General features: G+C 39.0%; 28 protein-coding genes and 1 pseudogene. 4 read left to right on the forward strand and 25 right to left on the reverse strand.

Features of this window, described 5'->3' with window-relative positions; genetic code table 11:
• Positions 1 to 283 precede the first annotated feature (283 nt).
• Positions 284 to 1,411, reverse strand: a pseudogene (locus tag BGM26_RS21940) (MGDG synthase family glycosyltransferase).
• A 239-nt stretch (positions 1,412 to 1,650) separates the two neighbouring features.
• Here BGM26_RS21940 and BGM26_RS09255 point away from each other — a divergent pair.
• Entirely contained in the window at positions 1,651 to 2,268 is a 618-nt protein-coding gene (locus BGM26_RS09255) for an endonuclease/exonuclease/phosphatase family protein (protein ID WP_367949330.1), read from the forward strand.
• A 92-nt stretch (positions 2,269 to 2,360) separates the two neighbouring features.
• On the opposite strand, the gene BGM26_RS09260 is transcribed toward BGM26_RS09255, so the two are convergent.
• Positions 2,361 to 2,630, reverse strand: a complete 270-nt coding sequence (locus BGM26_RS09260; RefSeq protein ID WP_217039544.1) for a DUF1292 domain-containing protein — start codon at positions 2,628 to 2,630, stop codon at positions 2,361 to 2,363.
• A 336-nt stretch (positions 2,631 to 2,966) separates the two neighbouring features.
• Between BGM26_RS09260 and BGM26_RS09265 the strand changes: the two genes are divergently transcribed.
• Positions 2,967 to 4,532 carry an alkaline phosphatase family protein gene (locus tag BGM26_RS09265; protein ID WP_217039545.1) on the forward strand — a complete coding sequence of 522 codons (1,566 nt, stop codon included), beginning with the start codon at positions 2,967 to 2,969 and terminating at the stop codon, positions 4,530 to 4,532.
• Positions 4,533 to 4,710: 178 nt separating this feature from the next.
• Here the strand turns inward: BGM26_RS09265 and BGM26_RS09270 are convergent, their stop codons facing one another.
• The 7 genes from BGM26_RS09270 to BGM26_RS09300 all read right to left on the reverse strand — a co-directional run bounded on the left by BGM26_RS09270 (position 4,711) and on the right by BGM26_RS09300 (position 10,681).
• The gene (locus BGM26_RS09270) at positions 4,711 to 5,247 is read right to left on the reverse strand and encodes a spore maturation protein (protein ID WP_217039546.1); all 537 of its coding nucleotides are present in this window, start codon (positions 5,245 to 5,247) and stop codon (positions 4,711 to 4,713) included.
• Positions 5,248 to 5,253: 6 nt separating this feature from the next.
• Positions 5,254 to 5,841 carry a nucleoside recognition domain-containing protein gene (locus BGM26_RS09275; protein WP_217039547.1) on the reverse strand — a complete coding sequence of 196 codons (588 nt, stop codon included), beginning with the start codon at positions 5,839 to 5,841 and terminating at the stop codon, positions 5,254 to 5,256.
• On the reverse strand, positions 5,834 to 6,988 hold the full coding sequence (locus BGM26_RS09280) for a D-alanyl-D-alanine carboxypeptidase family protein (protein WP_217039548.1): 1,155 nt from the start codon (positions 6,986 to 6,988) through the stop codon (positions 5,834 to 5,836). The genes BGM26_RS09275 and BGM26_RS09280 overlap by 8 nt, the downstream gene beginning before the upstream one ends.
• A gap of 254 nt (positions 6,989 to 7,242) precedes the next feature.
• Positions 7,243 to 8,133 (reverse strand): superoxide dismutase, encoded by an 891-nt coding sequence (locus BGM26_RS09285; protein WP_217039549.1) that lies wholly within the window; start codon positions 8,131 to 8,133, stop codon positions 7,243 to 7,245.
• 412 nt (positions 8,134 to 8,545) lie between these two features.
• Positions 8,546 to 8,965 carry a hypothetical protein gene (locus BGM26_RS09290; protein ID WP_217039550.1) on the reverse strand — a complete coding sequence of 140 codons (420 nt, stop codon included), beginning with the start codon at positions 8,963 to 8,965 and terminating at the stop codon, positions 8,546 to 8,548.
• Between the two features lie 144 nt (positions 8,966 to 9,109).
• Complete coding sequence (gene scpB / locus BGM26_RS09295) at positions 9,110 to 9,697, reverse strand: SMC-Scp complex subunit ScpB (protein WP_217039551.1); 588 nt, start codon at positions 9,695 to 9,697, stop codon at positions 9,110 to 9,112.
• Between the two features lie 240 nt (positions 9,698 to 9,937).
• Positions 9,938 to 10,681 (reverse strand): segregation/condensation protein A, encoded by a 744-nt coding sequence (locus BGM26_RS09300; protein WP_217039552.1) that lies wholly within the window; start codon positions 10,679 to 10,681, stop codon positions 9,938 to 9,940.
• A 333-nt stretch (positions 10,682 to 11,014) separates the two neighbouring features.
• On the opposite strand from BGM26_RS09300, the gene BGM26_RS09305 reads away from it, so the two are divergent.
• Positions 11,015 to 11,125 (forward strand): YjcZ family sporulation protein, encoded by a 111-nt coding sequence (locus BGM26_RS09305; protein ID WP_217039553.1) that lies wholly within the window; start codon positions 11,015 to 11,017, stop codon positions 11,123 to 11,125.
• Between the two features lie 168 nt (positions 11,126 to 11,293).
• Complete coding sequence (locus tag BGM26_RS09310) at positions 11,294 to 11,806, forward strand: DUF309 domain-containing protein (RefSeq protein WP_217039554.1); 513 nt, start codon at positions 11,294 to 11,296, stop codon at positions 11,804 to 11,806.
• 18 nt (positions 11,807 to 11,824) lie between these two features.
• Here BGM26_RS09310 and BGM26_RS09315 read toward each other — a convergent pair whose 3' ends face one another.
• The 16 genes from BGM26_RS09315 to BGM26_RS09390 form a co-directional block, all read right to left on the reverse strand.
• Complete coding sequence (locus BGM26_RS09315; RefSeq protein ID WP_217039555.1) at positions 11,825 to 12,196, reverse strand: GNAT family N-acetyltransferase; 372 nt, start codon at positions 12,194 to 12,196, stop codon at positions 11,825 to 11,827.
• 758 nt (positions 12,197 to 12,954) lie between these two features.
• Positions 12,955 to 14,274: a diaminopimelate decarboxylase gene (lysA, locus tag BGM26_RS09320; protein ID WP_217039556.1), complete on the reverse strand. Its 1,320-nt coding sequence runs from the start codon at positions 14,272 to 14,274 to the stop codon at positions 12,955 to 12,957.
• A gap of 191 nt (positions 14,275 to 14,465) precedes the next feature.
• A complete protein-coding gene (locus BGM26_RS09325; protein ID WP_217039557.1) occupies positions 14,466 to 15,947 on the reverse strand; it encodes a spore germination protein in 1,482 nt (493 codons plus the stop codon).
• The gene (gene spoVAEA / locus BGM26_RS09330; protein ID WP_217039558.1) at positions 15,922 to 16,509 is read right to left on the reverse strand and encodes a stage V sporulation protein SpoVABEA; all 588 of its coding nucleotides are present in this window, start codon (positions 16,507 to 16,509) and stop codon (positions 15,922 to 15,924) included. The genes BGM26_RS09325 and spoVAEA overlap by 26 nt, the downstream gene beginning before the upstream one ends.
• A 29-nt stretch (positions 16,510 to 16,538) precedes the next feature.
• Positions 16,539 to 16,961 (reverse strand): stage V sporulation protein AB, encoded by a 423-nt coding sequence (locus BGM26_RS09335; protein ID WP_217039559.1) that lies wholly within the window; start codon positions 16,959 to 16,961, stop codon positions 16,539 to 16,541.
• Positions 16,951 to 17,571, reverse strand: a complete 621-nt coding sequence (locus BGM26_RS09340; RefSeq protein ID WP_217039560.1) for a stage V sporulation protein AA — start codon at positions 17,569 to 17,571, stop codon at positions 16,951 to 16,953. The genes BGM26_RS09335 and BGM26_RS09340 overlap by 11 nt, the downstream gene beginning before the upstream one ends.
• A 285-nt stretch (positions 17,572 to 17,856) precedes the next feature.
• Positions 17,857 to 18,615 (reverse strand): RNA polymerase sporulation sigma factor SigF, encoded by a 759-nt coding sequence (sigF, locus tag BGM26_RS09345; protein WP_217039561.1) that lies wholly within the window; start codon positions 18,613 to 18,615, stop codon positions 17,857 to 17,859.
• 12 nt (positions 18,616 to 18,627) lie between these two features.
• On the reverse strand, positions 18,628 to 19,068 hold the full coding sequence (gene spoIIAB / locus BGM26_RS09350; protein WP_217039562.1) for an anti-sigma F factor: 441 nt from the start codon (positions 19,066 to 19,068) through the stop codon (positions 18,628 to 18,630).
• A gap of 3 nt (positions 19,069 to 19,071) precedes the next feature.
• Positions 19,072 to 19,422 carry an anti-sigma F factor antagonist gene (gene spoIIAA, locus BGM26_RS09355; protein ID WP_217039563.1) on the reverse strand — a complete coding sequence of 117 codons (351 nt, stop codon included), beginning with the start codon at positions 19,420 to 19,422 and terminating at the stop codon, positions 19,072 to 19,074.
• A 341-nt stretch (positions 19,423 to 19,763) separates the two neighbouring features.
• A complete protein-coding gene (locus BGM26_RS09360; protein WP_217039564.1) occupies positions 19,764 to 20,930 on the reverse strand; it encodes a D-alanyl-D-alanine carboxypeptidase family protein in 1,167 nt (388 codons plus the stop codon).
• 235 nt (positions 20,931 to 21,165) lie between these two features.
• On the reverse strand, positions 21,166 to 21,483 hold the full coding sequence (locus tag BGM26_RS09365; RefSeq protein WP_217039565.1) for a hypothetical protein: 318 nt from the start codon (positions 21,481 to 21,483) through the stop codon (positions 21,166 to 21,168).
• 99 nt (positions 21,484 to 21,582) lie between these two features.
• Positions 21,583 to 22,887 carry a pyrimidine-nucleoside phosphorylase gene (locus BGM26_RS09370; protein ID WP_217039566.1) on the reverse strand — a complete coding sequence of 435 codons (1,305 nt, stop codon included), beginning with the start codon at positions 22,885 to 22,887 and terminating at the stop codon, positions 21,583 to 21,585.
• 23 nt (positions 22,888 to 22,910) lie between these two features.
• Entirely contained in the window at positions 22,911 to 23,735 is an 825-nt protein-coding gene (locus BGM26_RS09375; protein WP_217039567.1) for a purine-nucleoside phosphorylase, read from the reverse strand.
• 25 nt (positions 23,736 to 23,760) lie between these two features.
• Positions 23,761 to 24,945, reverse strand: a complete 1,185-nt coding sequence (gene deoB, locus BGM26_RS09380) for a phosphopentomutase (RefSeq protein WP_217039568.1) — start codon at positions 24,943 to 24,945, stop codon at positions 23,761 to 23,763.
• A 493-nt stretch (positions 24,946 to 25,438) separates the two neighbouring features.
• Entirely contained in the window at positions 25,439 to 26,332 is an 894-nt protein-coding gene (xerD, locus tag BGM26_RS09385; RefSeq protein WP_217039569.1) for a site-specific tyrosine recombinase XerD, read from the reverse strand.
• Positions 26,333 to 26,340: 8 nt separating this feature from the next.
• Positions 26,341 to 26,568 (reverse strand): YqzK family protein, encoded by a 228-nt coding sequence (locus tag BGM26_RS09390; protein ID WP_217039570.1) that lies wholly within the window; start codon positions 26,566 to 26,568, stop codon positions 26,341 to 26,343.
• Positions 26,569 to 26,599: the final 31 nt, after the last annotated feature.

The raw sequence follows: 26,599 nt of genomic DNA on the forward strand, positions 1-26,599 counted from the left end.
GTCTCCCGTTCCCTCTATTTCCCGCAGGAGTCAAGTGCCCTCCGCTCCAATCAACTCAGATTTTCATATAAAATCACACTAAAAAAGCAACAAAGTTTACGAAAACAGCCTTTAATTAAGCCCCTACTTTTTGAAATCGGTCTATTTACAGCTTCTATTTTTTACCCTAAAATGTTGCCTAAGGGGCTTTAATGCCCCTTGTTAATCGGATACCGTACATCTCACTATGGTAGACCATTATTTTAGAGCGAGTAGATAATTAACTCTATTTTCTTAATTTATATCATATTGAAACCGTTTGACGGAGGGGATTAACAATAAATCCTGCACTCGCAAGTGGGTCTAATTTTTGTTGGAATTCCCTCATTCTATCATATATAGGCTCCATTTCTGTTGTGGAAAACAGTGATTTCCCTATTAAATCTTTGATATTATTTAAATCAATAATTTTTATAGCCAAACTATTATTTACCAAATAATCACAATTTCCTTCTTCATGACCAGGGATTGGTTGATAATTATATATAGTCAGCCCTTTTGATAATGCTTCATAACACGTCAATCCACCTGGTTTTATTATAAGGATATCGGTTGCTTCCATCCATTCGTCAATATGATCAACAAACCCAATAATATGAACATGAGGATGATGAAACATATCATCTTTTTATAAGGTTTTTCTTAGTTTTTCATTCTTTCCAGTGCATATGATTACCTGAATCTGTTCTTTCCATTTTAAAAGTTCATAGGCAAGTTGCTGGATTCCACCTAATCCCAATCCCCCTCCCATTACCATTACAGAAGGAATATTTTTTAGCTTTAATTTTTTTCGTATGTTCTGTTTATTTTTCCTGATCCAAAAATTCGAACTTAATGGCATACCTGTAACGATAAGACGATTATTTGGAATTCCCATTTTTATTAATTGACTAGACACATCCGCACTAGATACAAGATAAACATCTACCTCCGAATGAACCCATGCTCCATGTACATGAAATTCGGTTATCATCGTACAAAGAGTAAACGAATATCCCAGCCTTTTTAGACGGGATATAGAAGAACTAGTAAATGATGAGTGCAGATGACAAGATGAGGTTTTTCTTGTTCAATAATAACCTCGATCTAGCGATGAAACAGTTGATAAATAGCCGTCTTTTTCCAATCAGAAAGAGGCTTGTTTTGTTTATAGTGATACAATTTTCTCCATAATGTAGGAGAAATGGTAACCATTTTGAGATAAAAGTTCACTAGCAGCTTTGAGGTAAAAAGACGAAGTGTCTGTCCTACCTCTAGAATTTGAAACATGAGTAGACGGAGCAAGATGAGAAATTCCTTGCATTAACCCTTCTGCTGCTTTCGTATGACCATTTCCAATTGCCTCAGAGAGTATCAAGATTTTTTTACTCACGATGTAAAAACCCCTTACTTAATGTGATCCTAAAATTAGTATTTACAATGCTGCTAATAAAAACATCTTTCTAAAGAGGGTATCCAGATTCATATCAAAATATTTTCTGGAATAAATTTAGGAGAGAGTATTTTGGAGATTAAGGCAATGACCTTTAACATTCATCATGCAAGGGAATTGATAAACAAGCTGACCTATATAGAATTGCTGAAGTTATTGATAAAAGTGATACTGATATCATTGGTCTTAATGAAGTTGATAAATTTTTTTCTAAGCGAAGTCTCTTTGAAGATCAAATCGGTTGGCTTGCAAAACAACTAAGTATGGAGCATGCTTTCAGCCCTTCTATTTCTATAAAATCTAAAACTTCAACAAAGATACGGCAATATGGAAATGCCCTTTTGTCTCGACATCCGATTGTAACAAAGAAAAGCCATTCATTTAACTTTATATCCGGATTAACCGAAGGGAGATCATTGCTCGACGCAGCCATTCAAATAAACAAACAGTTATTTCAAATTAATGTTACCCATTTAAGTCTTAATCCCTTTCTTCATAAAAAGCAAATAGACTTTATCGTAAACCAACATTATAAGAATCCCCATCCTATTATCATCATGGGAGATTGGAATATGAGACCTGGATCAAGAGGTTGGAGGAATTTAACCCATCATTTTCAAGATGTTTGGCAAATTGGGGGAAAAGGAGAAGGTTACACTTACCCATCGCATCGTCCAAGATCAAGGTTGGATTATGTATTTGTCAGTCAAAACCTTAAGGTTGTTGAAGCAGAAGTTATAACTAATATGCCACAAGCCTCTGATCATTTGCCACTAAAAGCAACACTGCTTTATTGAAATACAAAGCTTTTCAGCATTTTCATTGTTTTCACTTGCATGTACGTCTTTTACAAGAGAGGGAGTATTTTATCCCTCTCTTGTGTACAAGATCAATCCTCATCTTCCATTACTTCATCAAACGCTGCAGAAACTTTTTCAAATTCCTCGTCGCTTTCAATGGCTGACAAATCCCCTTCTTTGTCGACCTTTAAAAAGAAGATATCAATATCGTCATCACTTTCTTGCTGAATGTCTTCAACAAAGCTAACAGCAGCGTATTCTGTTCCTTCGACTTTGACTGTTGCTAACACTTCAATTTCCAACTCCTGGTCATTCTCATCACTAATTGTAAAAACTTCGCCTACATCAATTTTTCCCATGTCATATCCTCCTCTTATTGCAAAAAATGGATCGTTTAGTAGTATTTCTAATCATTATCTTCCCATTGGGACATCAAATTAATGCTTAAGCTTTGATAAATATATTGTTGATGTAGCCGCGGGTTCGATTTACCTTCCTAAGACTAAGTTTTGCTACCGCAAAAAAGCTCTCGGAAGGACCATCGCCCCGCTAATATTCATATATCAACGTTGTACTTTCATATAGTCAATGCTTAAGAAATAATTTTAGACCTGAATTTCCATAATCAATGGGAGGAAATTGTCAATAATAAGAGATGAGATAAGGGATTGTATCAAAACGAAGGTGGAATGATGATGATAATTCGTTCGATAATATTAATATCCATATCTATCCTAGTCATCGGCTGCGCCAGTACTCGAAATAAATTAAATGAACAGGAAAAGTTATTTCAAGCACACAATCAATCTTCGCCTAAGGTAGTTCTTCTTGTGATTGATTCTTTAATGAATGAATCATTAAAAAAAGCTATACAGGAGAATAACGCTCCTGCACTGGCCTTTTTTTTGAAACATGGTCAGTACAGTAAAGAACTAATAAGTTCCTACCCGACAATGTCTGTCACGATCGATAGTTCTTTAATTACAGGTACTTACCCAGATAAACATAAAATACCCGGACTTGTCTGGTTTAACGAAGACGAACAAAGAATCATTAATTACGGCAATGGTTTTTTTGAAATCATGAAGCTCGGGGTTTCCGAGATTGCTGAAAATAGTTTGTATCAATATAATAATGTGGACCTTAATTCGAATGTAAGAACCATTCATGAAGAATTAGACAATAGGGGAAAACAAACCGCATCCATTAACACATTAATTTATCGCGGGAACTATCCTCATACTCTTAAAATTCCAAAGGTAGTAACAAAAGTGACTGATATACCTGCTGAATATCACATTGAAGGGCCAAAAATGTTGTCATTAGGAGCATTAATTCGTCAAGACGAAAACAATAAACATATTGTGAAACGTTTAGGACTAAATGATGCCTATGCTGCTCAAGAATTAAAACATCTTTTCGTGAATAACCTTCTTCCTGAATTTACAATTATGTATTTTTCGGAAAATGACCATACCGTGCATACAAAAGGACCTTTGACAACGAAAGGAATTAAGAAAGTTGATAAACATCTACAGGAAGTATTAAATGTTTTTCCAAAATGGGAAAACGCTCTTGATAATATGATTTGGATTATCATTGGCGACAGTAAACAATCATCCGTTAAAAAGGACAAAAAAGAAGCATTAATTGATTTAAGAAAAGCTCTTAATGATTACAAAACTTTAGAGCTCGGGGAGCCTGTTCGGCAAAAAGATGAAATTGTTATTACGGCAAATGAACGAATGGCTTATATTTATAAGATTAGCAAAGGTATTTCAATAAAAGACATTGCGCGCAGGCTCCAATCCGACTCTCGGATCGGCTGGATTGCATGGAAGGAAAAAGATATGATTCATGTAATATCGGGAGAACATGAAGGAATGCTGACCTTTCATTCGGGTGGGCCCTTTAGTGATGTTTATAATCAAGTCTGGTCTTTAGATGGAAATAGCTCCATTCTTGATTTGACAATAAGGAATAAGCAAATAACTTATGGGGATTACCCTGATGCATTAGCAAGGCTGTATGGAGCCATCCATTCACAAGTTGGTGAATTTCTGATAGTGGATGCAAAATCAGGCTACGAATTTATTGGAGAAAGTTCACCTCAACATTCCGGTGGAGCTGCCCACGGCTCGATGCATAAAGATGATTCACTTACACCTATCATTGTTACCGGCACCAATAAAAGCATCGATCAGTTGCGAATTGTTGATTTAAAAAATTGGATATTGGATTTTTTAGAGGGAGGTATTTAAACGAAATAACTTTGAAATGAAGGCATTAAAATTATAGATAAAAGACTTTCATTTGTCAAAAAAGGGAAGCCTCTTCCCAAAGTAACATGTTTACCTCAGATGGGCTAACAATCAAATTTCATAGCGAAACACATGGCTTTTCACAAGGAAAATCACCATGTGTTTTTTTCTATATAGTTTAACGGCTGCCAAATACTATCGTAACCACAACAATCGCAGCAACGATTCCGACTAAATCCGCCAAAAGTCCAACCTTAAGCGCATCTCCCATCTTTCTAATTCCGACTGCGCCAAAATAGACAGTTAATACATAAAATGTCGTATCTGTACTTCCTTGGAGGACAGAGGCAAGCCGGCCGAGAAAAGAATCCGGCCCATGAGTTGCGATGAGATCGCTCGTCATTCCAAGTGCGGCTGTTCCTGAAATCGGGCGGATGATTGCAAGCGGAACAATATCCGGCGGGACACGGATTAATTCAAGACCGGGTCTGATGAACGCCATGAAATACTCTAGAGCACCAGATGCCCTAAACACTGAAATAGCGACAAGCATACCGACAAGAAAAGGGATGATCGAAACGGCAATTTTAATTCCCTCTTTTCCGCCATCTACGAAGCTTTCATAAGTCGGCACTCGTTTTATCGTTCCATATAATAAAATAAAACCGATCAAAACGGGAATAAACCAAAGGGATATAAGCGAAACAATTGCCATATGACTTCACCCTTTTCTTGATCTTCGATAGTAAAAATATCGATCAATTAGTATGGCGCCTACTGCCGAACAAATGGATGCAATTAATGTGGGGCCGACGATATCTGTCGGCGAAGCTGAGTTATAATTCATCCGAATAGCAATTACCGTTGTCGGAATAAGCGTTATGCTCGATGTATTCACCGCAAGAAAAGTGATCATCGAACGGCTGGCTTCTTTTTTTCCGCCATTTAGGTTTTTCAATTCTTCCATCGCCTTAATCCCAAGTGGAGTTGCGGCATTGCCAAGCCCGAACATATTGGCCATCATATTAGATAAAATATAACCCATGGCCGGATGATCATTCGGTACTTCCGGAAACAGCCTTTTTACGATTGGCTTAAATAAGAGGGAAAGCTTTTTTAACAGTCCAGCATCCTCCGCGATTTTCATCATCCCCAGCCAGAATACGAGGATGCTAATTAATCCGATACATAAGGTTACCGCTTCAGCTGCGCCTTTAAAAATGGCCTCATTTACTTCGGCCATCGTTCCGTTTACCATAGCAAAGATAATTCCGATAACCGTCATCAAAACCCAAATAACATTAACCATCTGATTTCACACCGATAATTAAAGTAAACAAACTTCGAAATAATTCAAAAAAAGATTGTTTTTCTTTAGGTGTTTCTTGTTTGTAGTAAATTGACAAATTTTTTACTGGTTGATTCTTGAAGTAAACAGTTGCCTTCCCAACAATATTCGGAACATCCTCGCCCATTTTCCATCTTTCATCTGGTTTTTTCATTTTGTATTCAACTTCAAATAAATCCTTTTCTCCAGCTTTAATCGGATAATTAAATCCTTGAGGAAGATATACTTTCTTTTTATACATTTCTTCTTTAATGCCTTCAAGTGATCCCTTTGGCAGAACTTCCGCCAAATTATACGTTTTAAAGCCATGCTCATACATTTGAATATGATCATTCCAGTCATCAGGCCCATTTAACGTCACTGCAATTAGATTCAGCTGCTCTTTTGATGCGGTCGTAACCAATGTTCGTTTTGCTCGTTTTGTAAAACCGGTTTTTCCGCCTGTACAATACTCATATAACTCTGTCAGCAGCCGGTTTTTATTGTCCCATTTTCGCTCCCAGCTTTCTGTTGGATTTGGCGCCCTGTGTACTTTTGTACCTGCGATTTTTGCATATTTCTTATTATTCATTGCATAACGAGTTAATATTGCCATATCATATGCCGTTGAGAAATGCTTTTCGTGATCGTCGAGTCCGTGGGGATTCTCAAAATGGGTCGTTTTCATCCCAATTTCTTCAGCCTTTTGGTTCATTAAATAAACAAAACCATCCAGACTGCCTCCCACATGCTCAGCGATGGCAACGGCTGCATCATTTCCGGAACGGAGCATTAATCCATATACTAAATCTTCCAGCTTGATTTTTTCATCCAATTTTAAATAAACCGAAGATCCTTCAGCTCTGACTGCTTTTTCGCTTACCTTTACCATTTCATCCATTTTTCCCGATTCAATCGCCAAAATAGCGGTCATAATCTTCGTAATGCTCGCAATTCTTCTTGGCTTGTACGCTTCTTTTTCAAATAATACCCTGCCAGATCCTTGCTCCATTAAAATAGCACTTTGTGCACTTACATAAACAGAAGCTTTGGCCTTCTGCGGAATGTTTAAGAAAAACATTGCGACAATCAGTTGAAAAATAATAATAAGCTTGGTCTTTTTATTCATTGCACAAACCCCGTCTCGTAATTGTCTAGCTGCAGCGCCTAGCCCCGACGTACAGGACGTACTAGTGTCGACAATGCGACAGGACGTCGCGGTTTTGTCGACCTCGAGGTCATAAGCCAGTCTGGCTTATGCTTATCGGGGCTGTTCAAGGCGCTTCCGCTTTTCTTAATGGTTTGTACAATTTTATGCAGGACAAGTATGGTTATGACAATTAAAGGGCGGAAAAGATCTATTGTTTTCCGCCTTTCGCTAAATTAATAAGGTTTCCATTTCAACTCGGATGCTTTCAAAAAGCGTTCTTCAACATCTTTCCAGTTGACAATATTCCAAAAATTATTTACATAATCTCCGCGGTTATTTTTATACTGAAGATAATAGGCATGCTCCCATACATCCAATACAAGCAAAGGGATCGTATCCCATTGGGTTAAAAGCATATGCCTTTCCGATTGCAGAATTTCAAGATGACGTGATCTTGGTGACCAGACAAGGATCGCCCAGCCGACCCCCTCAACTTGTTTGGCCGCTTCGGAAAAGTGTTTTTTAAATCCTTCAAAGCTGCCAAAATAGTTTTCTATTTGCTTTAATAAAGCACCAGCCGGCTTTCCACCACCATTTGGCCTCATATTATTCCAAAAAATTGTGTGCAGATAATGGCCGGAACCATGAAACGCAAGCTCCCGTGACCAATGTTTAACAAGTGAGAAATCCTTCGAAGCTCTTGCTTTTTCCAGTGCATTCTCTGCTTTATTCAACCCGTCTACATATGATTTATGATGCTTGTCATGATGTAGCCTCATTATTTCTTCAGAAATATATGGTTCTAGCGCGTCATAGGCATAGGGGAGCGGTGGAAGGGAGTGATTCCCCGTTGCAACATGCAGTTCATGCATATAAATACTGCCGAGCTGCTGCCTTTCGATAAAGTATCTTTCCATATCATCGTGAAGTTCCTCGACGTAATTCTGCAGATTAGTCAATTCCTGAGTATTCAAGGGATTTTTGATCCCTTCCATAATATCGGTAAATCGATCCATTTTCTGCCAAAGTGCATTATTTTTATCAACATCCTCTGATTCAAGAAAAACCCGCAGCTCATTATTCCACTTAAAAACATCTTGAATATATTCATCCAGACGGCTCATACTAATCCCTCTTTCCTTGTTTATCCCTTTCTATCGTATGTTCGACTGGGCGAAAAATTGCTTTATATACGAAGGATATTATCGTAATCTTTGTTGCTTTATTAGTATCATTTTATTTTATTATCTGAGTGGATTGAAGCGGAGGGCACTTGACTCCTCGAAAATGCTATCGCTTTTCCTTCGTGCGTGGGCAGATTCAAGGATGTAAATTCAATATCCTGCGGGAATAGAGGGAAGCGGGAGGACTCCACAGGCGGTAACGCCGAGGTGGCTCCCGTCACTCCCCGCGGAAAGCAAGTGCCCGCAGCAGAAATCAACGGGCAGACTTTGAAGGCTTAATCAACAATACATGTGAAAACAGCCTATACAAAAAAGAGCAGCCCGCAGTGGGCTACTCTTTCGTTTCTAAAAATTATTGAGGCTGTACAATATACTCCAATGGAGAACGCAAATTATACACTTTATTATTTTCTAGTGCTTCAAAAATAGCAGGAAGTTTGGAGAATTCAATATCCTGGAAAAATGAAGCATATTCGGCCTTTGAATTAATATAAACTCGTTTGCGATGCCGGAAGCCTGGATTTTTCAATAAACAGACAAGCGCTGCGATATCTTTGAGATCTACTTCCCTGGAACCGGCAGTAAACAATGGATTCTTTTCAAAAGGAGTAAATTCATGAACTAAATCATCAAAGAAACGAACATAAAGAACATGCAATGTTTTTTCTTGGCCATCTTCTTCAAATGTGATCTCGCTTCGATTAAAGAAATCTTCAGATGTGTTCGACTGTGCTTTTTCAAGCTCGTATCCCTTACAATGTTTAATAAGCAAATAAATCCCTCCACATACTAGGATGAATGCCAATCATAATTATGTATGTTTGAAATGAAATGCATAAGCAGATGCTTCATATAAAATGAAGCATCAGTGTACAAATCTATATTATCATATATCAATTTGGATGTGTCGGTTAAGTTAAGAATCATGGGTTTCTTGGAATTTCCCAAAGAATAAATCAGCTTCGTCCTGTAGGAAATCATCATCGACATTTTCCGGAAGGGGAGGAAGTTCATCAATTCTTTTTAAACCGAAATAATCGAGAAATTCTTTTGTTGTTCCATATAAATAAGCTCGACCTGTCCCTTCTGCTCTCCCTACTTCTTTAATCAATGCCTTGGCAGAAAGAGTTGAGATCGGCCGCTCCGTCTTCACGCCTCTTATATCCTCGATTTCTGATCTAGTGATCGGCTGCTTATATGCGATGATCGCAAGTGTTTCAAGAGCTGCCTGGGACAAAGTAGCAGGGGAAGGCGATGCTACCAGCCTCTTCAAATAAGCGGAATTTTCCTTTTTTGTCGCAAGCTGAAAGGTGCCAGCAAGCTCAACAATTGTTATTCCCCGCAAATGATTTTCCCTATATTCCTCGATCAACTCTTTCATAATCGCCTCGGCAGCTGACTCGTCGATCTCAAGAACAAGAGCAATCTGTTTCAAAGTAAGCCCTTCATCCCCAGCCGCGAATAAAAGACTTTCTACAATTCCTTTCCAATTAACGATTTCCAATCATTTCCACTATCCCTTCTTTACCATTAGAAAAGCGTAGGGCGCCTAAAAGAACGCAGACTAAAATCGATACATCCTCCGAAAAGCTATCACTTTTGGTCGTTCAATGTATCGCTGTCAGATTTCCTTGCCCTGTGGCAACGCCTACATGACCCGCTTCCTGCGGCCAAGCATAAGACGGACCTGCGAGAAGGTTGTTTGTTCTTTAACCTTCTTGACGGATGACGATTGCGCCCGAAGCTAGACAGCTTTCCTAAGAAATATCTCCGAAAAATTACTTTCCTGATCGATATGAATTTCCTTTCGCTTAATTAGCTCCAAAACAGCTAAAAAGGTCACCACGAGATACTCACGGTCAGGAACGGAAAAAAAGTCATTAAAGCTTTTTCGGCCCTTAATTTTTCTTAAATCGTCAAGAATTTCAGTCATCCGTTTCTCAATTGGGATTTCCTGACGAGCAACTCTTGCCTGCAGCGGCTTTTGCAATTTCTGTCTGCGCATAAGCTTTTGAAAAGCACTCAGCATGTCGTATATAGAAACGTTCAACTCCGTATTTTCAGGCTGAATGTCTTTCGCAAAGTCTGATAGATCACTTGGAGGCTTTGTAAACATTAATCCTCTTTCATGCTCCATTTCCTTCAGATCATCTGCCGCTTCTTTATATTTTCGGTACTCAACTAATCTTTCAACAAGCTCATCCATTGGGTTCTCTTCGCCTTCGATGCTATATTCATCCTCTAATAGATCTTCCTCTTGCTTCGGAAGCAGCATTCTGCTTTTAATTGCAAGTAACGTTGCAGCCATAACTAAATATTCACTTGCTACGTCAAGCTGAAGCTCTTGCATCGTATGGATATATAATAAATATTGCTCCGTTATTTCCGCTACCGGAATATCATAAATATCGATTTCCAGCCGATTTATTAAGTGAAGGAGCAAATCAAGCGGCCCCTCAAACGCATCGATCTTCACATTATATTGCATAACTTCCCACCAAAATTTCTAACAAATATATTTTTTATCCCGATTAACTTTAAAAACCCTTAAAAGCGTGCCTTAACTTAAAGGTCAGCCTCCTTTGACTACGCTTCATCACAAGGAAAGGTTCTGCGCAGGCCGGCCTTATTATATACAAAGAAAAAGTGTACTCGATAAACAACTATAATCTAGTATAGATTATTCATTGATCTTATCCAATAGAAAAATCCCCCCTCGTAAAAAAGTCTGAAAAAATGGTGAATCAGCCCATACGGAATGACATTAGCCTACATAATATGAGTTTGAAACGATAATTATAAAGATTCAGGAGGGATTTATATGTCTAGTAGTGATGAATGTTGTGGAGGAACGGGCTTTGGAACAGGCTTTGCTTTAATCGTTGTACTGTTTATCTTATTAATCATTGTTGGTGCTTCTTTGATTTTCTAAAACGTTAGTAAATTTCTATTAATATATTTTACCCGGTTTATTGAACCGGGTTTTTATTTTTGCATTTTTCATTATACTGGGGCAAAACGGTAAATACTCTTACGCAGGAAATGCGTAAGCAAATGCACATGTGTTAGAATGGATATAGAATTTCAGGGGGGTGAGGCCTTGTATCCAAAAGAATATATTGAGTATTTAGTCCATTTTCACGGGGACAGGGATTACTTCGAATGCCATGAGGTGCTTGAAGAATATTGGAAAAGTGTGAGCCCTAAAAATAAACATTCCATTTGGGTCGGACTTATCTTATTGGCCGTTTCTAATTATCATCATCGGCGTGGTAATTTCGGTGGAGCAGAACGGACAATGCAGAAATCAATCGATATTCTTAATAAAAATCACCAGCAACTGGCCGAATTAGGCTTGAATGCTGAAAAATTGTTCAAGGAATTGCCTTCATTGCTAAGGGATATCTCTTTAGGTGCTAATTATTTGGACTATGACATGCCAATTCAAGATTTATCATTAATTACGACCTGCAAGGAGATATGCAATCGCCGCAGCTTAACATGGTGCAAAAAGAGTGATCTAGACAATAAAGAAATCGTTCATCGCCATTCTCTTAGGGATCGAAGCCCAGTTATTCAAGAACGGCTGAAAGCTCTTAATAAACATAAATAAAAAAGCAGCGGATATTTATTATTCGCTGCCTTTTTCTGTATCGTCGCTTAAATCACATTTGTTGAGAAATGCTTTTGTATTTTCATTTGCTGTTAGTTCTTTTCCAGGAAACATTTCGTACAATGCTTTTACCATCGATTTCCCAATTCCTTGGTACCTATGTGAAGGATTTACCGAGATATGTTGAAACATAGCGGAATCATCATCAAATGATACCCCTAATAATCCAATGATATCGTCTCCTTCTTTCCATAAAAATAATTGCAGATTCTCGTCATTCTCATATTGCTTCATCGTTTGCTGGAGTTTCTTCAGATCCTTTTCGTCAGGCATAAAAGATAGCAGACCCATTGCAATTTTTTCAAATGTTTTCTTATATCGAATTAACATTATTATCCCTCTTTATGCTCAAGCATTCCATCTTTATTTTCTCCAAAATTTCTCCTTTTCAAACTATACGGACATTATATGTACATAGCTTCTGTTTGTTTCTATATGTTTATCATCCTTGATCAAATTCGCCTTGGCGTATTTGCGCCCAGATTTTTACCTTAGCTTGCTCAGTAAATTTCTTTAAAAAATCTGAGGCATCGCCGGTGGCTTAACTTTATTTAGCCAAGGTTTGAACCCACTGAATTGGATACTCGCACTTATAGAAATGGAAGACTTCTGCTGAATAAAGTTATACATTCTTTGAAAATCAATTATGATGGTTTTTACTTTGCTGGAACAATAAAAAACCAATAATAAAATCCCCACGAAAGGCTGAAAACCAATAACAACACAAAAAGAAGCCAATTGTTTTTCTTCATAAATCCTCCTCTAAAAAACTCATAAAACCTCAGAATCAAATTCGCCTTGGCAAATTTGCGCCCAGATTTTTACCTTAGCTTGTTCGATAAAATTCCTTTAAAAAATCGAAAGGCTCGCCGGAGGCTTAACTTTATTCAGCTGGAGTTTAACCCCGACTGAATTGGATACCTGTTTGCATTCATTTCGCTACTTATATCGTTTAGAAACTTCTGCTGAATAAAGTTAAATATATTCTACACGAAATCCATTATTTTTTCTATGGGACTGTCTAAATACCTAATTATTTGTTAATTATTTGTTAATCCTCTAAAAAAAAGCTTCCCTGAAAAGGAAGCTTAGTTATTAATCTTTTCTTTTATTGACATATCCATGCGAATTAAATCTTCGAACGTTTCTCTTCTAACAACTAACTTTGCTTCCCCATTTTCGACAAATACAACTGGTGGCCTAGGAATCCGGTTATAATTATTAGCCATGGAATAGCCATATGCACCTGTGCAAAAGACTGCTAGTAAATCACTGCTGTCCGCTGGTGGAAGAGGAAGGTCCCAAATTAGCATATCTCCTGACTCGCAGCATTTGCCAGCGATTGAAACAGTTTCTTCAGCCTTTTCAAGTGGCCGATTGGCAAGAACAGCTTCATATTTGGCCTGATAAAGTGCGGGTCTAATGTTATCGCTCATACCGCCATCAATAGCTACATATTGGCGTACGTTCGGCACTTCTTTTCTTGAACCTATTTTGTATAAAGTTGTCCCCGCATCGCCAACGAGTGAACGACCAGGCTCAATCCATATCTCAGGCATTGTCATTGAATATTTAGCCGCTTGCTTTTGAACTTCTTCAATAATTTCTGCTACAAATTGTGCTGCAGGGATCGGCTGATCTTCATTTGTATACCTAATTCCAAAGCCACCGCCTAAATTAAGCACCTTTGGTTCATAAGCAAAAGCTTCCTTCCAGTCATGTAGCTTTTCAAATATTTTTTCGGCAGCAAGAACAAATCCTGTTGTTTCAAATATTTGCGAGCCGATATGACAATGAATCCCTAGTACGTCTAGACTTGAAGATTTCAGAGACATTTTCAGTGCCTTTTCCGCCTGTCCGTTTTGCAAATCAAATCCGAATTTAGAGTCTTCCTGTCCGGTTAAAATATAATCGTGTGTATGAGCCTCAATTCCTGGCGTAACCCTTAAGAGAATTTTCGTATTCGCATGCATTTGTTCACATATAGATTGGAGCAGCTCCAATTCATAAAAATTATCAACAACGATACAGCCTACTTCATGCGTTAACGCCATTTCCAGTTCTTCTTTACTTTTATTGTTTCCGTGAAAGTGGATTCGATCGGGCGGAAATTCAGCAGCTAATGCTGTATATAATTCCCCGCCGGAAACAACATCAAGTGATAGCCCTTCTTCTTCTGCCAGTTGAACCATCGCAATGGTTGAAAACGCTTTGCTCGCATAGGCTACCTGTGCAGTTATCCCTAATTTTGCAAATGTTTCTCTAAATCCCCTTGCTCTTTCTCTAATCAAGGCGACATCATATACATATAAGGGTGTTCCGAAACTCTTAGCCAGCTCGACAGTGTCCAATCCACCAATTTCGAGGTGCCCTTTTTCATTAACCTTTGTCGTTCCATGAAAATACATGTTTCCCCTACTTCCTTAAAAAACGTAGTTCTAATAAAATAAACAGTAGAATATTCTCGATAAACTCTGTCTATTTTTTAATCCTTTAAATTAAATATTAAAAATACTTTACCATAATTCGAGGGAATTCGCAATTTCAATTCGTTCGATTTACGACCCATTTTCCTCGTTGAATCTGGAAACTAATTCTTTTATTCTGCAGGCTGTTTATAGCGGTCTCTAGAATGATTAATACTTGGACGCAATTGAGAGCCAGGCACACTCGGACGAATTAATGCTCTCAATAATGCTTTTGGATAAAACGGAATAAATGGCCATAAATAAGGCGTATTCATGGCTTTTTGGCTAGCAAGCCAAATGATAAACACAGTAAACCCGATCACAAGTCCTGGTGCATGGAACAAAGCGACCACAACTAAAAGTGAGAGCCGCACCATTTTATTGGCCACACTTAATTCATAGCTTGGTGTTGTAAATGATCCTATTGTAGCCAATGCCACATAGAGGATAACTTCCGGTACGAATAGCCCAACATCAATCGCAATTTGTCCAATTAATACAGCTGCAATTAATCCCATAGCAGTAGCTAATGGAGTTGGTGTATGTATCGCTGCCATTCGTAAGAAATCAATCCCAGCATCGGCAACAAATAATTGAATGATCACAGGTACGTTCGTTTCCTCATTCGGACCGATAAATGCGATTCTTTCGGGTAAAAGAGATGGTTCCAACACAAATAAAAACCAGAGCGGCAACAGAAATAAGGAGGCAATTACTCCAAAATATCGAATCCAGCGCTCAAACGTTCCGACTGCAGGCGACTGTCTATATTCCTCCGCATGCGTTAAATGATAGAAAAACGTAGTAGGAGTGATGATAACACTTGGTGAAGTATCTACATAGATTATGACATGCCCTTCAAGTAAGTGAGTTGCAGCTACATCTGGACGCTCTGTATATCGGACTTGTGGATATGGATTATATCCTTGTTTTACAATAAATTCTTCAATCGTTTTATCAGCCATTGGAATACCATCAATTTCAATCGCCTCAATTTCATTCCGGATGATCTCAAGTAAATCTGGATTTGCTAAATCTTTAATATAACCTAGAGCTACATCTGTCTTTGATCTTTCACCAACTTGCAGCATTTCAAAGCGCAGTCTCTCATCCTTGATTCTTCTTCTTGTCAGTGCAGTGTTGATAATGATATTCTCTACAAAACCATCCCTGGATCCGCGAATGACCTTCTCCGTATCCGGCTCCATCGGCGTCCTGCCCGGGTAGCTGCGGACATCGATGACAAATGCAGTCGTTTCTCCCTCCACAACCACAACAATTAAACCAGAAAGCACCTGATCGACAAGTTCATCCATCGTCTTAATTTTTTCTACAGAATCATGAACTAACCGATTTTCGATAATTTTAAAAAGGTTGGTTGAGAGCTTCTCATGATCATTAATGGCAACAAGTTCTTCAATCATTTCAACGATCAGCTGCGTGTCTGTCAATCCATTTACATAATACATATGCACGTCTTTGCGAAGGATCTTTAGCTTTCGTATTCCTAAATCGAAGCTATCTCCAAGCCCAATTCGATCTTCCATGTATTTCTCAATTTCAATGACCGATTCAGGAATGGGCATTTTATTTTTCATCTTGTTGTCTGCCATGATAGCCGCTCCTTTCCAAAATAAGATCTACCGCTTTTTTCGTAATTGGCGAACCTTTTTCAAATTCGTCCTTTTTTGCCATTTTTCCAATATCGCCGATTCCAACAATGATCGGAATATCGAGTTCGTCGAGACAATATACAGTATCCCCATTTAGTCTCCCTATCTCCATTTCTGGCAGGCCATATTTGTCTACACCGTATGGCGTCAGTTCCCCATCACGATCAATACAGACATCTATCCTTGTCCATTCAGCTTGCCGAGTTTTCGCTGCAACGGCGATTGCTCCTAATACATGGATATCCTGATGGCACGCTACATATTTTAAGGCTTTCTCCCCTCCACCCTCGCCAACTAAACCGCTATCATCAAACATCACGAGAACTGGATCATGTACAGCTTTTTTAATGAGTTTAACGATTTGGGGACCGTCCAAGGCGGAAGGATTTCCGTGCGACAAGGAGATACATCTGCCCCCAATTTCCCTAGCAACATGCTCAACTGTCTTTCTTGCATAATCATCGCCATCAGTGATTAAAATAACGTGCCTTCGATCATCCATGCTGTATTTTCCTTCCATCCTAGGTTCCGTTACTTATCGACAAAATATAGCCATTGAAACAACGATCCAAATATCTTTCCAAATACAATTGCCATTAATAAAATAACAATTTGTCCATCAATCCCAATTCTTTTTGCAAGAATGGGAAGAACGTTCAATACCTCCGTTAAAGCTGCTGCGAGCATCCCCACAAATATGCCTGTAGCCAAACCAATGGGAATCAACAAATAAGGAGTTAATAAAAATATGGGGTCCCATAAGGTTCCAAGTCCGCCGGCAAGTGCGCCAAGGACAACTGCCCACTCATAGAAGCGGATCATTTTTCTAGTTTTTGTCAGCTGAGTGAGCCTTGGAAGGACTCCTAATACAGTCAAAAATGCGACGAACCCTGATCCTACTGCCAGTCCGCCAGCAAAGCCGACAAAAATGACGAACAGGATATTAATCGTCATCAATGTCTCTTATGCTTTCCTTGTTTTCATGCATGACAACATAGTTATCAAGATCCAGCTGATAGTTGAACATTTCTACCTCTAATGGGCTCGGCTCCTCATTAAATCTTTTCTTAAAAAGATGGTTAAAAAATAGTATCATTCCCAGACCTAGGCCAATGGAGTAAGGTATTTGGAAAATTAACGGTTTTGTATCGATTTCACCGGTAATGATCGTATAAATTCGTTGCTGAACAATCTTCATGCTAACATCTTCATGAAAATTCATAATGGCAAGTGCTGCGCCAAAAAATAATAAAAACCATACTAAGATAAAGAGCGGGAGTGATACTTTTCGCTTTTTAGAAACGACTTCGATAATCACCTGTGACGGCCCTAAAGTCTGGATTTCAATCTCTTGAAATTTCTTAGTAATCAGCCGAATCACCTTCATTTCATCAATGACAATCATATTTTGATCACTCTCAGTCACTTCACAAACAGTCATATTACTCAGCTGTTCATATACATTGTCATCAGCAATAATCTGTGCAATATTTTTCAGTAAAATAACTTCTTTAGGCCGAACCTGTATGCGATGTCGCAAGCTAATATAAACCGTTTTTTCCATCACTTTCACTTCCCACACATGGATTCCCTTGTATAAATAGTATGGGTTACATAGATTTACTTCATGACAACCAATAATTGGATGTATAAAATGAAACTTCACTCAGTAGGGGTTTTACTACCCGTTAATCTGCGATAAAATGGGGAGTTCGTTGATATCGGGAATTTTTACGAGGACCTTTTGAGCTGTAGAATGTGAGAAGGTACACAAAAACGAAGACTTTATTACTTAATGTTGTTTATATTTACACAAAAGCTGTCACAGCCTACGCAAAAAAAGCATGGATTATAAATCCATGCGATCTTTCATTTCCTGGAGAATCTTTTTCTCCAGCCGGGAAACTTGAACTTGCGAAATGCCAAGTCTTGCCGCTACCTCCGATTGTGTTTGGTCTTTATAATATCTTAAATAGACGATCAATCTTTCTCTGTCATCCAATTCTCGGATTGCTTCTTTGAGAGCAATTTTATCAAACCATTTTCCATCATTGCCATCATCGATTTGATCTAGCAATGTGATCGGGTCTCCATCATTTTCGTAGACGGTTTCATGAATGGATGAAGGGGTGCGGCTTGCCTCTTGGGCAAGAATAATATCTTCTGGCGGAATTTCAAGGTACTCAGACAGTTCAGACACATTTGGAATCCGGCCAAGCGTTTTTGATAATTCGTCTTTCGCCCTTCGAATCTTATTTGCCATTTCTTTTAACGAGCGACTAACCTTTACCGTCCCATCATCACGAATAAAACGCTGAATTTCGCCAATAATCATTGGGACGGCATAAGTTGAGAACTTTACATCGTAACTAAGGTCAAACTTATCAACTGATTTCAATAATCCAATACAACCGATTTGGAAGAGATCATCCGGTTCATAACCCCTGTTTAAAAAGCGCTGAACTACCGACCAGACAAGGCGCATGTTTTTTTGAACGATTAAATCCCGCGCATCCTGATCTCCGTCCTGGCTCTTTTTAATTAGCTCCTTAACCTCATGATCCTTCAAAAATGTTTGGCTTTTGTCTGTTTTAACCTCCACATCCATAGCAAGACTCCCTTAATTACATAGCATTTTACTATTTGATAAATGCTTTCTTAATCGGATTTCTGTGCCTTTCCCCGGTTGCGATTGAATTTCGATCGTATCCATAAAATTTTCCATAATGGTAAAACCCATTCCTGATCTTTCAAGTTCAGGTTTTGTCGTAAAAAGAGGCTGGCGGGCTTCCTCCACATCGATAATTCCTAATCCTTCATCCTTGATAGAAATATCGACGAGACCATCCTCGATCGTAACGGAAATGTAAACCATCCCATTCGGATCCTGCTCATAACCATGAATAATTGAATTCGTCACAGCTTCAGAGACAACAGTTTTAATTTCGGTTAGTTCATCCATAGTTGGATCAAGCTGGGTGATAAAAGCAGCAACGGTTACACGGGCAAATGACTCATTCTGGCTCAATGCGCTGAATTGTATATGCATTTCATTTTTCATGAATTAGGCAACCCCCAGTCTTTGCAAAGCAAATTCTTCTGAAGGCTCTAGACGAATAATCTTAAATAAGCCTGACATATCAAATAATCTTTGTACGGCTGGAGAGATTGCACAAACAACCATTTCGCCGTGCTGCTGTTTAATTTGTTTATATCTGCCCAGTATCACACCTAATCCTGAACTATCCATAAAAGAGAGTTGCTCGAGATTCAAAACAATATGCTGGATATCATATTCTGCAATTGCTCTAGTCGCTTGTTCCCGAAGTTCGTCGGCTGAGTGATGATCTAATTCCCCGCTTAAACGAATACAAAGGACATCCCTTTTCACTTCTAAATTAATGCTAAGACTCACTACCTATAGCCTCCTTTTCTCGTCTCCCATTTGCAGTTTGATAGCTTTAGTGACATACTACCTTTTCGCAAAAGGGACGGGCTCTCTCGATATCATTTTTTAAAATACAAATGATATACTGTTGGCCTTTTATAGTGAGTCCAATTCGATGCCCAATCACTCATTTCCTTCCTAAAGACAAAACTAGTGCTGATTCGCTAAAAATAGCTGGCATATTAAATTTTTCGACATAGACTAGCGGAAGCGCTTTCTAAACTAAAAAGCCGATTGTTCCCGCGATTCACCTCTTAGAAGCTTTCCGTGTGTAGCTAGACAGCTTTCTAACTCCAAAAAGCTTTTTATTATTCGCCCGCTTTCGTAAACATACTTAACGAACGTTTATACAATGTCCACCAGGTTGCTTTCCCACTTGCTTCTTTTGCGACAATCGGACTTTCAACCAATGTTTTCCCGCCCTTTTCCAGCTTCAGTATGCCAACTTGATCTCCCTTTTTCACAGGGGCTTTGATGTTTTTATCCAACACGACAGATTGTTTAACATCTTCGACTCCCTCTCCTTTCTTCGTTAAAATTGAGATCGGTTCACTCGTTAATGCTTCAACTTTTTTCTTTTCTCCTTTGCTGACTGTTACTTTACCAAGGGTATAGTTTCTTTTGTACATTGGGTGTGTTTTATATTGACTGAAAGCATAGTCAAGCATTTTTGAAACTTGTGCGTTTCGGTCTTTAGAGGTCGGAGCACCGAAAACAACCGCAATTACACGCATGCCATCCTTTTGGGCAGTCGCAGTTAAACAGTATTTTGCTTCATTCGTAAATCCTGTCTTGAGACCATCCACTCCCGGATAGAAACGGACCAATTTATTTGTATTGACAAGCCAGAATTTTTTTTCGGTATTCTCACGAAGATAGCCTTCATATGTACCTGTAAATTTGGTGATCCCATCATATTTAAGGAGTTCCTTTGCCATAATAGCCATATCATGAGCAGTACTGTAATCTTTTTTTCCAGGTAAACCAGTTGCTGATTTAAATTCTGTATTTTTCAATCCTAATGCTTTCGCTTTTTGGTTCATCTTCTGTACAAATGCCTGTTCAGATCCAGCCAGCCTTTCTGCCATCGCCACGGATGCATCGTTACCTGAAGCGAGCGCAATTCCCTCTAGCATTTGCTTGGTTGTCATTTCCTCTCCTGCCTCAAGGAATATTTGTGAGCCGCCCATTGATGCAGCATACTCACTTGTACGGATTTTTTCGTTCATTGATAGCTTCCCTTGGTCCAGCGCTTCCATAATTAATAACATGGTCATAACCTTAGTCATGCTTGCGGGCGGGAGTTGTTCATGACTGTTTTTTTCGTATAAAACGGTCCCAGTATCACGCTCAATTAAGATTGCAGATTTTACGTTCTCAGCTAATTCAGCTCCGCCTTCTCTAGCCATTGCAGAAGGAACAACGATTGTTGCCAGTAAAATGAATACCACCATTAAAGAAACGATTCGTTTCATCACATAACCCTCCATTCTTTATAGCCTCCATCTTTTCCATTTGAAACAAATTTATACAATCATTTCCTTGCCAAACTCCGTTTATTTTTATCGATCCAATTTAACTTTTAGGGTAATTGGCTGTAATTCGTAAGATCAAATTCGCCTTGACGTATTTGCGACCAGATTTTTACCTTAGCTTGCTCGATAAATTCCTTAAAAAAATCTGAGGCATCCGCCGGAGGCTTAACTTTATTTAGCCGGAGTGTGAACCCTGCTGAATCAGATACCTGATTGTATTCATCTCGCCACTTATATAAGTGGGAGACTTCTGCTGAATAAAGTTAAAAATAGATTTACCCATGAAAAAACGCCAAAAGATGCAGTTTATGCTTCTTTTGGCGTTTTCCTTATTTTTGAATTTAGCTCTTTTCGCATAGTTTGTTGTTTTTGGCTTTAAAAGTATACCGTTGATTTCCGCTGCGGGCACTTGCTTTCCGCGGGGAGGGACGGAAGCCTCCTCGGCGTAACCGCCTGCGGGGTCTTCCGTTCCCTCTATTCCCGCAGGAGTCAAGTGCCCTCCGCTCCAATCAACTCAGATTTATATATATAAACTCACACTAATAAAGCAACAAAGTTTACGAAAACAGCCTTGAATTTTGATATGAACTCTTTATTCTGTAATTTCCTCATGAATGAGCACTGGTGCAGATACTTTTTCACTTGAAATGATAATATTCTCATATAGCTTCGCTTTTACAGCTTCAACATCCTCGAAATTACTATAAATAATAACAAGGGACTCCCCTTTTCTTACTTGGTCCCCGATTTTCTTTTGAAGCACAAGTCCTACAGCAAGATCAATGACGGATTCCTTTGTTGCTCTTCCCGCACCTAGAAGCATGGCGGCCGTCCCGATTTCATCAGCGACAATTTCCGAAACATATCCATCTTCCAGTGCAACGAGCTCCATTGTATATTTTGCTTGTGGAAGTTTTGACGGATCATCAACGACAGATGCATCGCCACCTTGAGAGCTTAGGAATGTTTTAAAGGATTCTAAAGCCGTTCCGTCCTTTATCACTCTTTGCAGCATTTCACGGGCTTCTTTTAAAGAATCTGCCTTTTTTGCTAAGAAGACCATGTAGCTCCCCAATGTTAAGCACAATTCTGTCAAGTCTTCTGGCCCTTCTCCTTTTAGTGTATCGATCGCTTCTTTTACTTCAAGCGCATTTCCGATCGCAAATCCGAGTGGCTGGCTCATGTCGGAGATAACGGCCATCGTATTTCTGCCGACATTGTTACCAATACCGACCATTGCTTTTGCTAGTTCCCTTGAATCATCAAGCGTTTTCATAAATGCGCCCGCGCCTGTTTTGACATCAAGGACAATCGCATCTGCACCTGCAGCAATCTTTTTACTCATAACCGAGCTTGCAATGAGCGGAATACTTTCGACGGTTGCTGTTACATCGCGAAGTGCGTAAAGCTTTTTATCTGCCGGAGTCAGATTGCCGCTTTGTCCAATAACGGCGATTTTATTTTGGTTCACGAGTTTAATAAACTCTTCGTTTTCAATTTCAACATGGAATCCTGGGACGGCTTCTAGCTTATCAATTGTCCCACCCGTGTGTCCGAGCCCGCGGCCTGACATTTTTGCCACTGGTACACCCAATGCTCCAACTAACGGGCCCAATACAAGGGTCGTTGTATCCCCAACCCCACCTGTCGAATGCTTATCAACTTTGATGCCTTCAATTTTTGTTAAATCGATTTTGTCGCCTGATTCAACCATTGCCATTGTTAAGTCAGCTCTTTCTTTTTCAGTCATCCCTTGAAAGAAAATAGCCATCATTAAGGCGCTTACTTGATAATCAGGAATCGAGCCGTCCGTATATCCGTTAATAAAAAATTGAATTTCTTCCGTAGATAATTCTTTTCCGTCTCTTTTGTTTTCAATCAGATCGACCATTCTCATTTTTAGCTCACCGCTTCCAACGTTTATCTTGTTCCTAATTCTTTAACTAAAGCCTTCACATATCGAAGGAAATCAACTTTCACTTTTTCCGTCGTTTCAATGACTTCTTCATGATTTAGAGGCTGATCTAAAATACCTGCAGCCATATTTGAGATACAGGAAATCCCCAATACCTTCAAGCCTGCATGTCTAGCTACAATTACTTCTGGCACTGTGGACATTCCGACTGCGTCACCGCCTAAAATTCGGATCATACGGACTTCTGCTGGCGTCTCGTAAGTTGGCCCTGTATTACCGACATAGACACCTTCTTGAATTTTCAACTCTAACTTCGCTGCTATTTCTTTTGCCAGCTGTCTTGACTCTTTTGAATAGGCTTCGGACATATCCGGGAAACGAACGCCAAACCTCGAATCATTCGGACCGATTAACGGGTTGCTTCCCATATTATTAATATGATCTGAAACGAGCATTAAATCGCCCGGTGAAAAATTTGTATTCACTCCGCCTGCGGCATTCGTGACGATTAATTGACTAATTCCAAGCTCTTTCATCACTCGAACTGGAAACGTCACTTTATCAAATGAGTATCCTTCATAATAATGAAAACGGCCTTGCATGGCTACTACTTGAACCCCGCCTAGTTTCCCAAAAACAAGCTGACCTGCATGACCTTCCACAGTTGAAACAGGGAAATCAGGGATTTCATTGTATGGGATTTTTATCGCATCTTCAATTTCATCCCCCAATACGCCCAGTCCTGACCCAAGTATAAGCCCGATTTGCGGCTGTTGTTGATATTTTCCCTTTAAAAAACTTGCTGCCTTTTGAATTTTTTCGTATATCATAGTTAGTTCTTCTCCCCTATTAAGTTTATTTCAATTCAGTTAAAAAGCTTTTACCATACACAGGCATTTTTACATTAAAGTTTTCGGCAATCGTTGCGCCTATATCTGCGAATGTTTCTCTAATCGGAAGCTCTTTTCCTTCTTCCATGTCTTTTGCATACACAAGAAGCGGCACATATTCCCTTGTATGATCTGTTCCATGATGAACTGGATCATTTCCGTGATCAGCTGTAATGATTAATAAATCCCCTTCCTGCATTTTCGAAAATACTTCCGGAAGGCGAGCATCATACTCTTCAAGCGCTTTACCGTATCCTATTGGATCACGTCGATGACCGTATAATGCATCAAAATCAACTAAGTTTATAAAACTTAAACCCGTAAAATCCATATCAAATGATTGCAGTAATTTATCCACTCCGTCCATATTGGAAACCGTGCGAAGCGAATCCGTTATACCCTCGCCATCGAAGATATCAGATATTTTCCCGATCGCAATTACATCAAGACCCGTATCTTTCATTTCAGACATCACGGTACGGTCAAATGGTTTTAGCGCATAATCGTGACGATTCGTTGTTCGCTGGAAACTGCCTGGATTACCTATAAACGGCCTAGCAATTACCCGGCCAACCATATATTTTTCGTCCAATGTTAGTTCTCTTGCGATTTGACAAATTTTGTATTGCTCTTCAATCGGAATGATTTCTTCATGAGCCGCGATCTGGAGTACCGAATCTGCTGAAGTATAAACGATTAAAGCACCTGTTTTCATATGTTCATCGCCAAGCTCATCGAGAATTTCTGTTCCGCTGGCGGGTTTATTTCCAATAATTTTTCTTCCTGTGCGCGATTCTAACTCAGAGATCAGTTCAGGAGGAAAGCCTTCTGGGAATACTTGAAACGGGGTCTGAATATTAAGACCCATGATTTCCCAATGTCCTGTCATCGTGTCCTTTCCGTTGGAAGTTTCCTTCATTTTCGTGAAAAAGGCTAATGGATGTTTAGCCTTTTCAATACCTTTTATTTCACGTATATTACTAAGGCCTAACTTACCCATATTTGGCATCTTTAAGCCATTCATTTTTTCCCCAATATGGCCAAGCGTATCCGCCCCTTTATCCCCAAATCTTTCAGCATCGGGCGCTTCGCCAATCCCAACTGAATCCATAACAACGACAAAAATCCTTTTATATGCATATGAAGCCATTTAAATTCCTCCTAAAATCAAATTCGCCTTAGCGTATTTGCACCCAGATTTTCACCCTAGCTTACTCGATAAATTCCTTTAAAAAATCTGAGGCATCCGCCGTAGGCTTAACTTTATTCAGCCAGGGTTTGAACCCAAACTGAATTGGATACATGCTTGCATTCATCTCATTACTTATAGAAGGGAAGACTTCTACTGAATAAAGTTATACGTTCACAAATAATATAAAATTAGATTGCCCTTTTTATATGTGAATAACTCACCAAAACTTTTTATAAGTCGGAAGTCTGACATCTATATTTTACATAATAACCTAGTAAAAAGACAAGAATAAGCCGCCATTTTTTTCATGGCAGCTTTATGATCGTATTTTAAGTAATTTTATGCGAATATTGCACTAGTCACTTAACTTATTGCTTATTTTGAAAGGTTCATAGAATCATGTCACCAAAAGAGTTGCGGTATTCATGAATGACTTTATGGGACCTGTTTTTCATGCTCGCGGATGAAACTGGCTGTATACATCCTTCAACCGCGTTTTGGTCACATGTGTATAAATTTGGGTTGTCGAAATATCAGCATGTCCTAGCATTTCCTGAACAGCTCGTAAATCTGCGCCATTTTCGAGCAGATGGGTTGCGAAGGAATGTCTTAGCGTATGTGGTGTCAACTCTTTTTCAATTCCAGCTTCCTTCGCTAAGCGCTTCAGAATTTTCCAAAACCCCTGTCTTGATAACCTTTTTCCATGATGATTTAGAAAAAGGGCCTCATCTTTATGATTCTTTGAGACAAACTGACTTCTACCTTCTTGCAAATACCTGTCAAGCGCTCTCGTAGCTGATTTCCCAATCGGAATAATTCGTTCCTTGTTCCCTTTTCCAATACATCTGACAAATCCCATTGTTAAATGCACGTCACCCATATCAAGGCCGATTAATTCACTTACCCGTATTCCGGTTGCATATAAAAGTTCAAGCATCGCTTTGTCGCGGTAACCGTAATGGTCTTGTATTATTGGGGAATCTAATAATGTCTCCACTTCCTGCATGTTTAACACCTTGGGCAGCGTTCTTTCCAATTGCGGTGATTCGATATGTACAGAAGGGTCCTGACTAGTAGCTTTCTCGCGTAAGAGAAATTGGTGGAAAGCCCGAATCGACGCAACATGTCTTGCTAAAGTTTTAGAAGATTTCCCCTGTTCTTTTAAGAACCCAAGAAAATGAATAATCTGAACACGCTGAACGTCATTTAGGGCTTGAATATTTTCTACAGTTTTTAAATATTTAACATAGTTTTTTAAGTCTCTCTCATAAGAGACAATCGTATTTTTTGCGAGGCCTTTTTCTACGATTAAATAATGTGTAAAATCTTTAAGCTCGTCCTCCATTGAATGCATTACTCCCCATTTAAATAGAAAAGAATTAACCGATCCAACCAGCTTGATGATTCATTTACTCCGCTCGCTGACACTTTTACTGCTGCTCCATTCGGTTCATCATAGCGGTGATAATCCTTGTATTCTTCATTTAACAACATGATACCATAATAAAAGAGGATTGTGCATCCAGTGAAAAGAACAAACACTTTAATGGTTTGATATACAACCTTAAGCCAGGATTTCATGTTTACGATCCTCCAAAATATCCTTAATAAT

Origin of the sequence: Bacillus sp. FJAT-29790 (genome assembly GCF_019039215.1) — a bacterium.
Taxonomy (GTDB): domain Bacteria; phylum Bacillota; class Bacilli; order Bacillales; family Cytobacillaceae; genus Cytobacillus.

Bases quoted from the DNA above. Each gene is read 5' to 3' on its own strand.
- BGM26_RS09260 (WP_217039544.1), bottom strand. From the start codon at position 2,630: ATGGGAAAAATTGATGTAGGCGAAGTTTTTACAATTAGTGATGAGAAT.
- BGM26_RS09265 (WP_217039545.1), top strand. From the start codon at position 2,967: ATGATAATTCGTTCGATAATATTAATATCCATATCTATCCTAGTCATC.
- BGM26_RS09270 (WP_217039546.1), bottom strand. From the start codon at position 5,247: ATGGCAATTGTTTCGCTTATATCCCTTTGGTTTATTCCCGTTTTGATC.
- BGM26_RS09275 (WP_217039547.1), bottom strand. From the start codon at position 5,841: ATGGTTAATGTTATTTGGGTTTTGATGACGGTTATCGGAATTATCTTT.
- BGM26_RS09280 (WP_217039548.1), bottom strand. From the start codon at position 6,988: ATGAATAAAAAGACCAAGCTTATTATTATTTTTCAACTGATTGTCGCA.
- BGM26_RS09285 (WP_217039549.1), bottom strand. From the start codon at position 8,133: ATGAGCCGTCTGGATGAATATATTCAAGATGTTTTTAAGTGGAATAAT.
- BGM26_RS09300 (WP_217039552.1), bottom strand. From the start codon at position 10,681: ATGCAATATAATGTGAAGATCGATGCGTTTGAGGGGCCGCTTGATTTG.
- BGM26_RS09305 (WP_217039553.1), top strand. From the start codon at position 11,015: ATGTCTAGTAGTGATGAATGTTGTGGAGGAACGGGCTTTGGAACAGGC.
- BGM26_RS09315 (WP_217039555.1), bottom strand. From the start codon at position 12,196: ATGTTAATTCGATATAAGAAAACATTTGAAAAAATTGCAATGGGTCTG.
- lysA (WP_217039556.1), bottom strand. From the start codon at position 14,274: ATGTATTTTCATGGAACGACAAAGGTTAATGAAAAAGGGCACCTCGAA.
- BGM26_RS09325 (WP_217039557.1), bottom strand. From the start codon at position 15,947: ATGGCAGACAACAAGATGAAAAATAAAATGCCCATTCCTGAATCGGTC.
- spoVAEA (WP_217039558.1), bottom strand. From the start codon at position 16,509: ATGGATGATCGAAGGCACGTTATTTTAATCACTGATGGCGATGATTAT.
- BGM26_RS09335 (WP_217039559.1), bottom strand. From the start codon at position 16,961: ATGACGATTAATATCCTGTTCGTCATTTTTGTCGGCTTTGCTGGCGGA.
- BGM26_RS09340 (WP_217039560.1), bottom strand. From the start codon at position 17,571: ATGGAAAAAACGGTTTATATTAGCTTGCGACATCGCATACAGGTTCGG.
- sigF (WP_217039561.1), bottom strand. From the start codon at position 18,615: ATGGATGTGGAGGTTAAAACAGACAAAAGCCAAACATTTTTGAAGGAT.
- spoIIAB (WP_217039562.1), bottom strand. From the start codon at position 19,068: ATGAAAAATGAAATGCATATACAATTCAGCGCATTGAGCCAGAATGAG.
- BGM26_RS09360 (WP_217039564.1), bottom strand. From the start codon at position 20,930: ATGAAACGAATCGTTTCTTTAATGGTGGTATTCATTTTACTGGCAACA.
- BGM26_RS09370 (WP_217039566.1), bottom strand. From the start codon at position 22,887: ATGAGAATGGTCGATCTGATTGAAAACAAAAGAGACGGAAAAGAATTA.
- BGM26_RS09375 (WP_217039567.1), bottom strand. From the start codon at position 23,735: ATGATATACGAAAAAATTCAAAAGGCAGCAAGTTTTTTAAAGGGAAAA.
- deoB (WP_217039568.1), bottom strand. From the start codon at position 24,945: ATGGCTTCATATGCATATAAAAGGATTTTTGTCGTTGTTATGGATTCA.
- xerD (WP_217039569.1), bottom strand. From the start codon at position 26,332: ATGGAGGACGAGCTTAAAGATTTTACACATTATTTAATCGTAGAAAAA.
- BGM26_RS09390 (WP_217039570.1), bottom strand. From the start codon at position 26,568: ATGAAATCCTGGCTTAAGGTTGTATATCAAACCATTAAAGTGTTTGTT.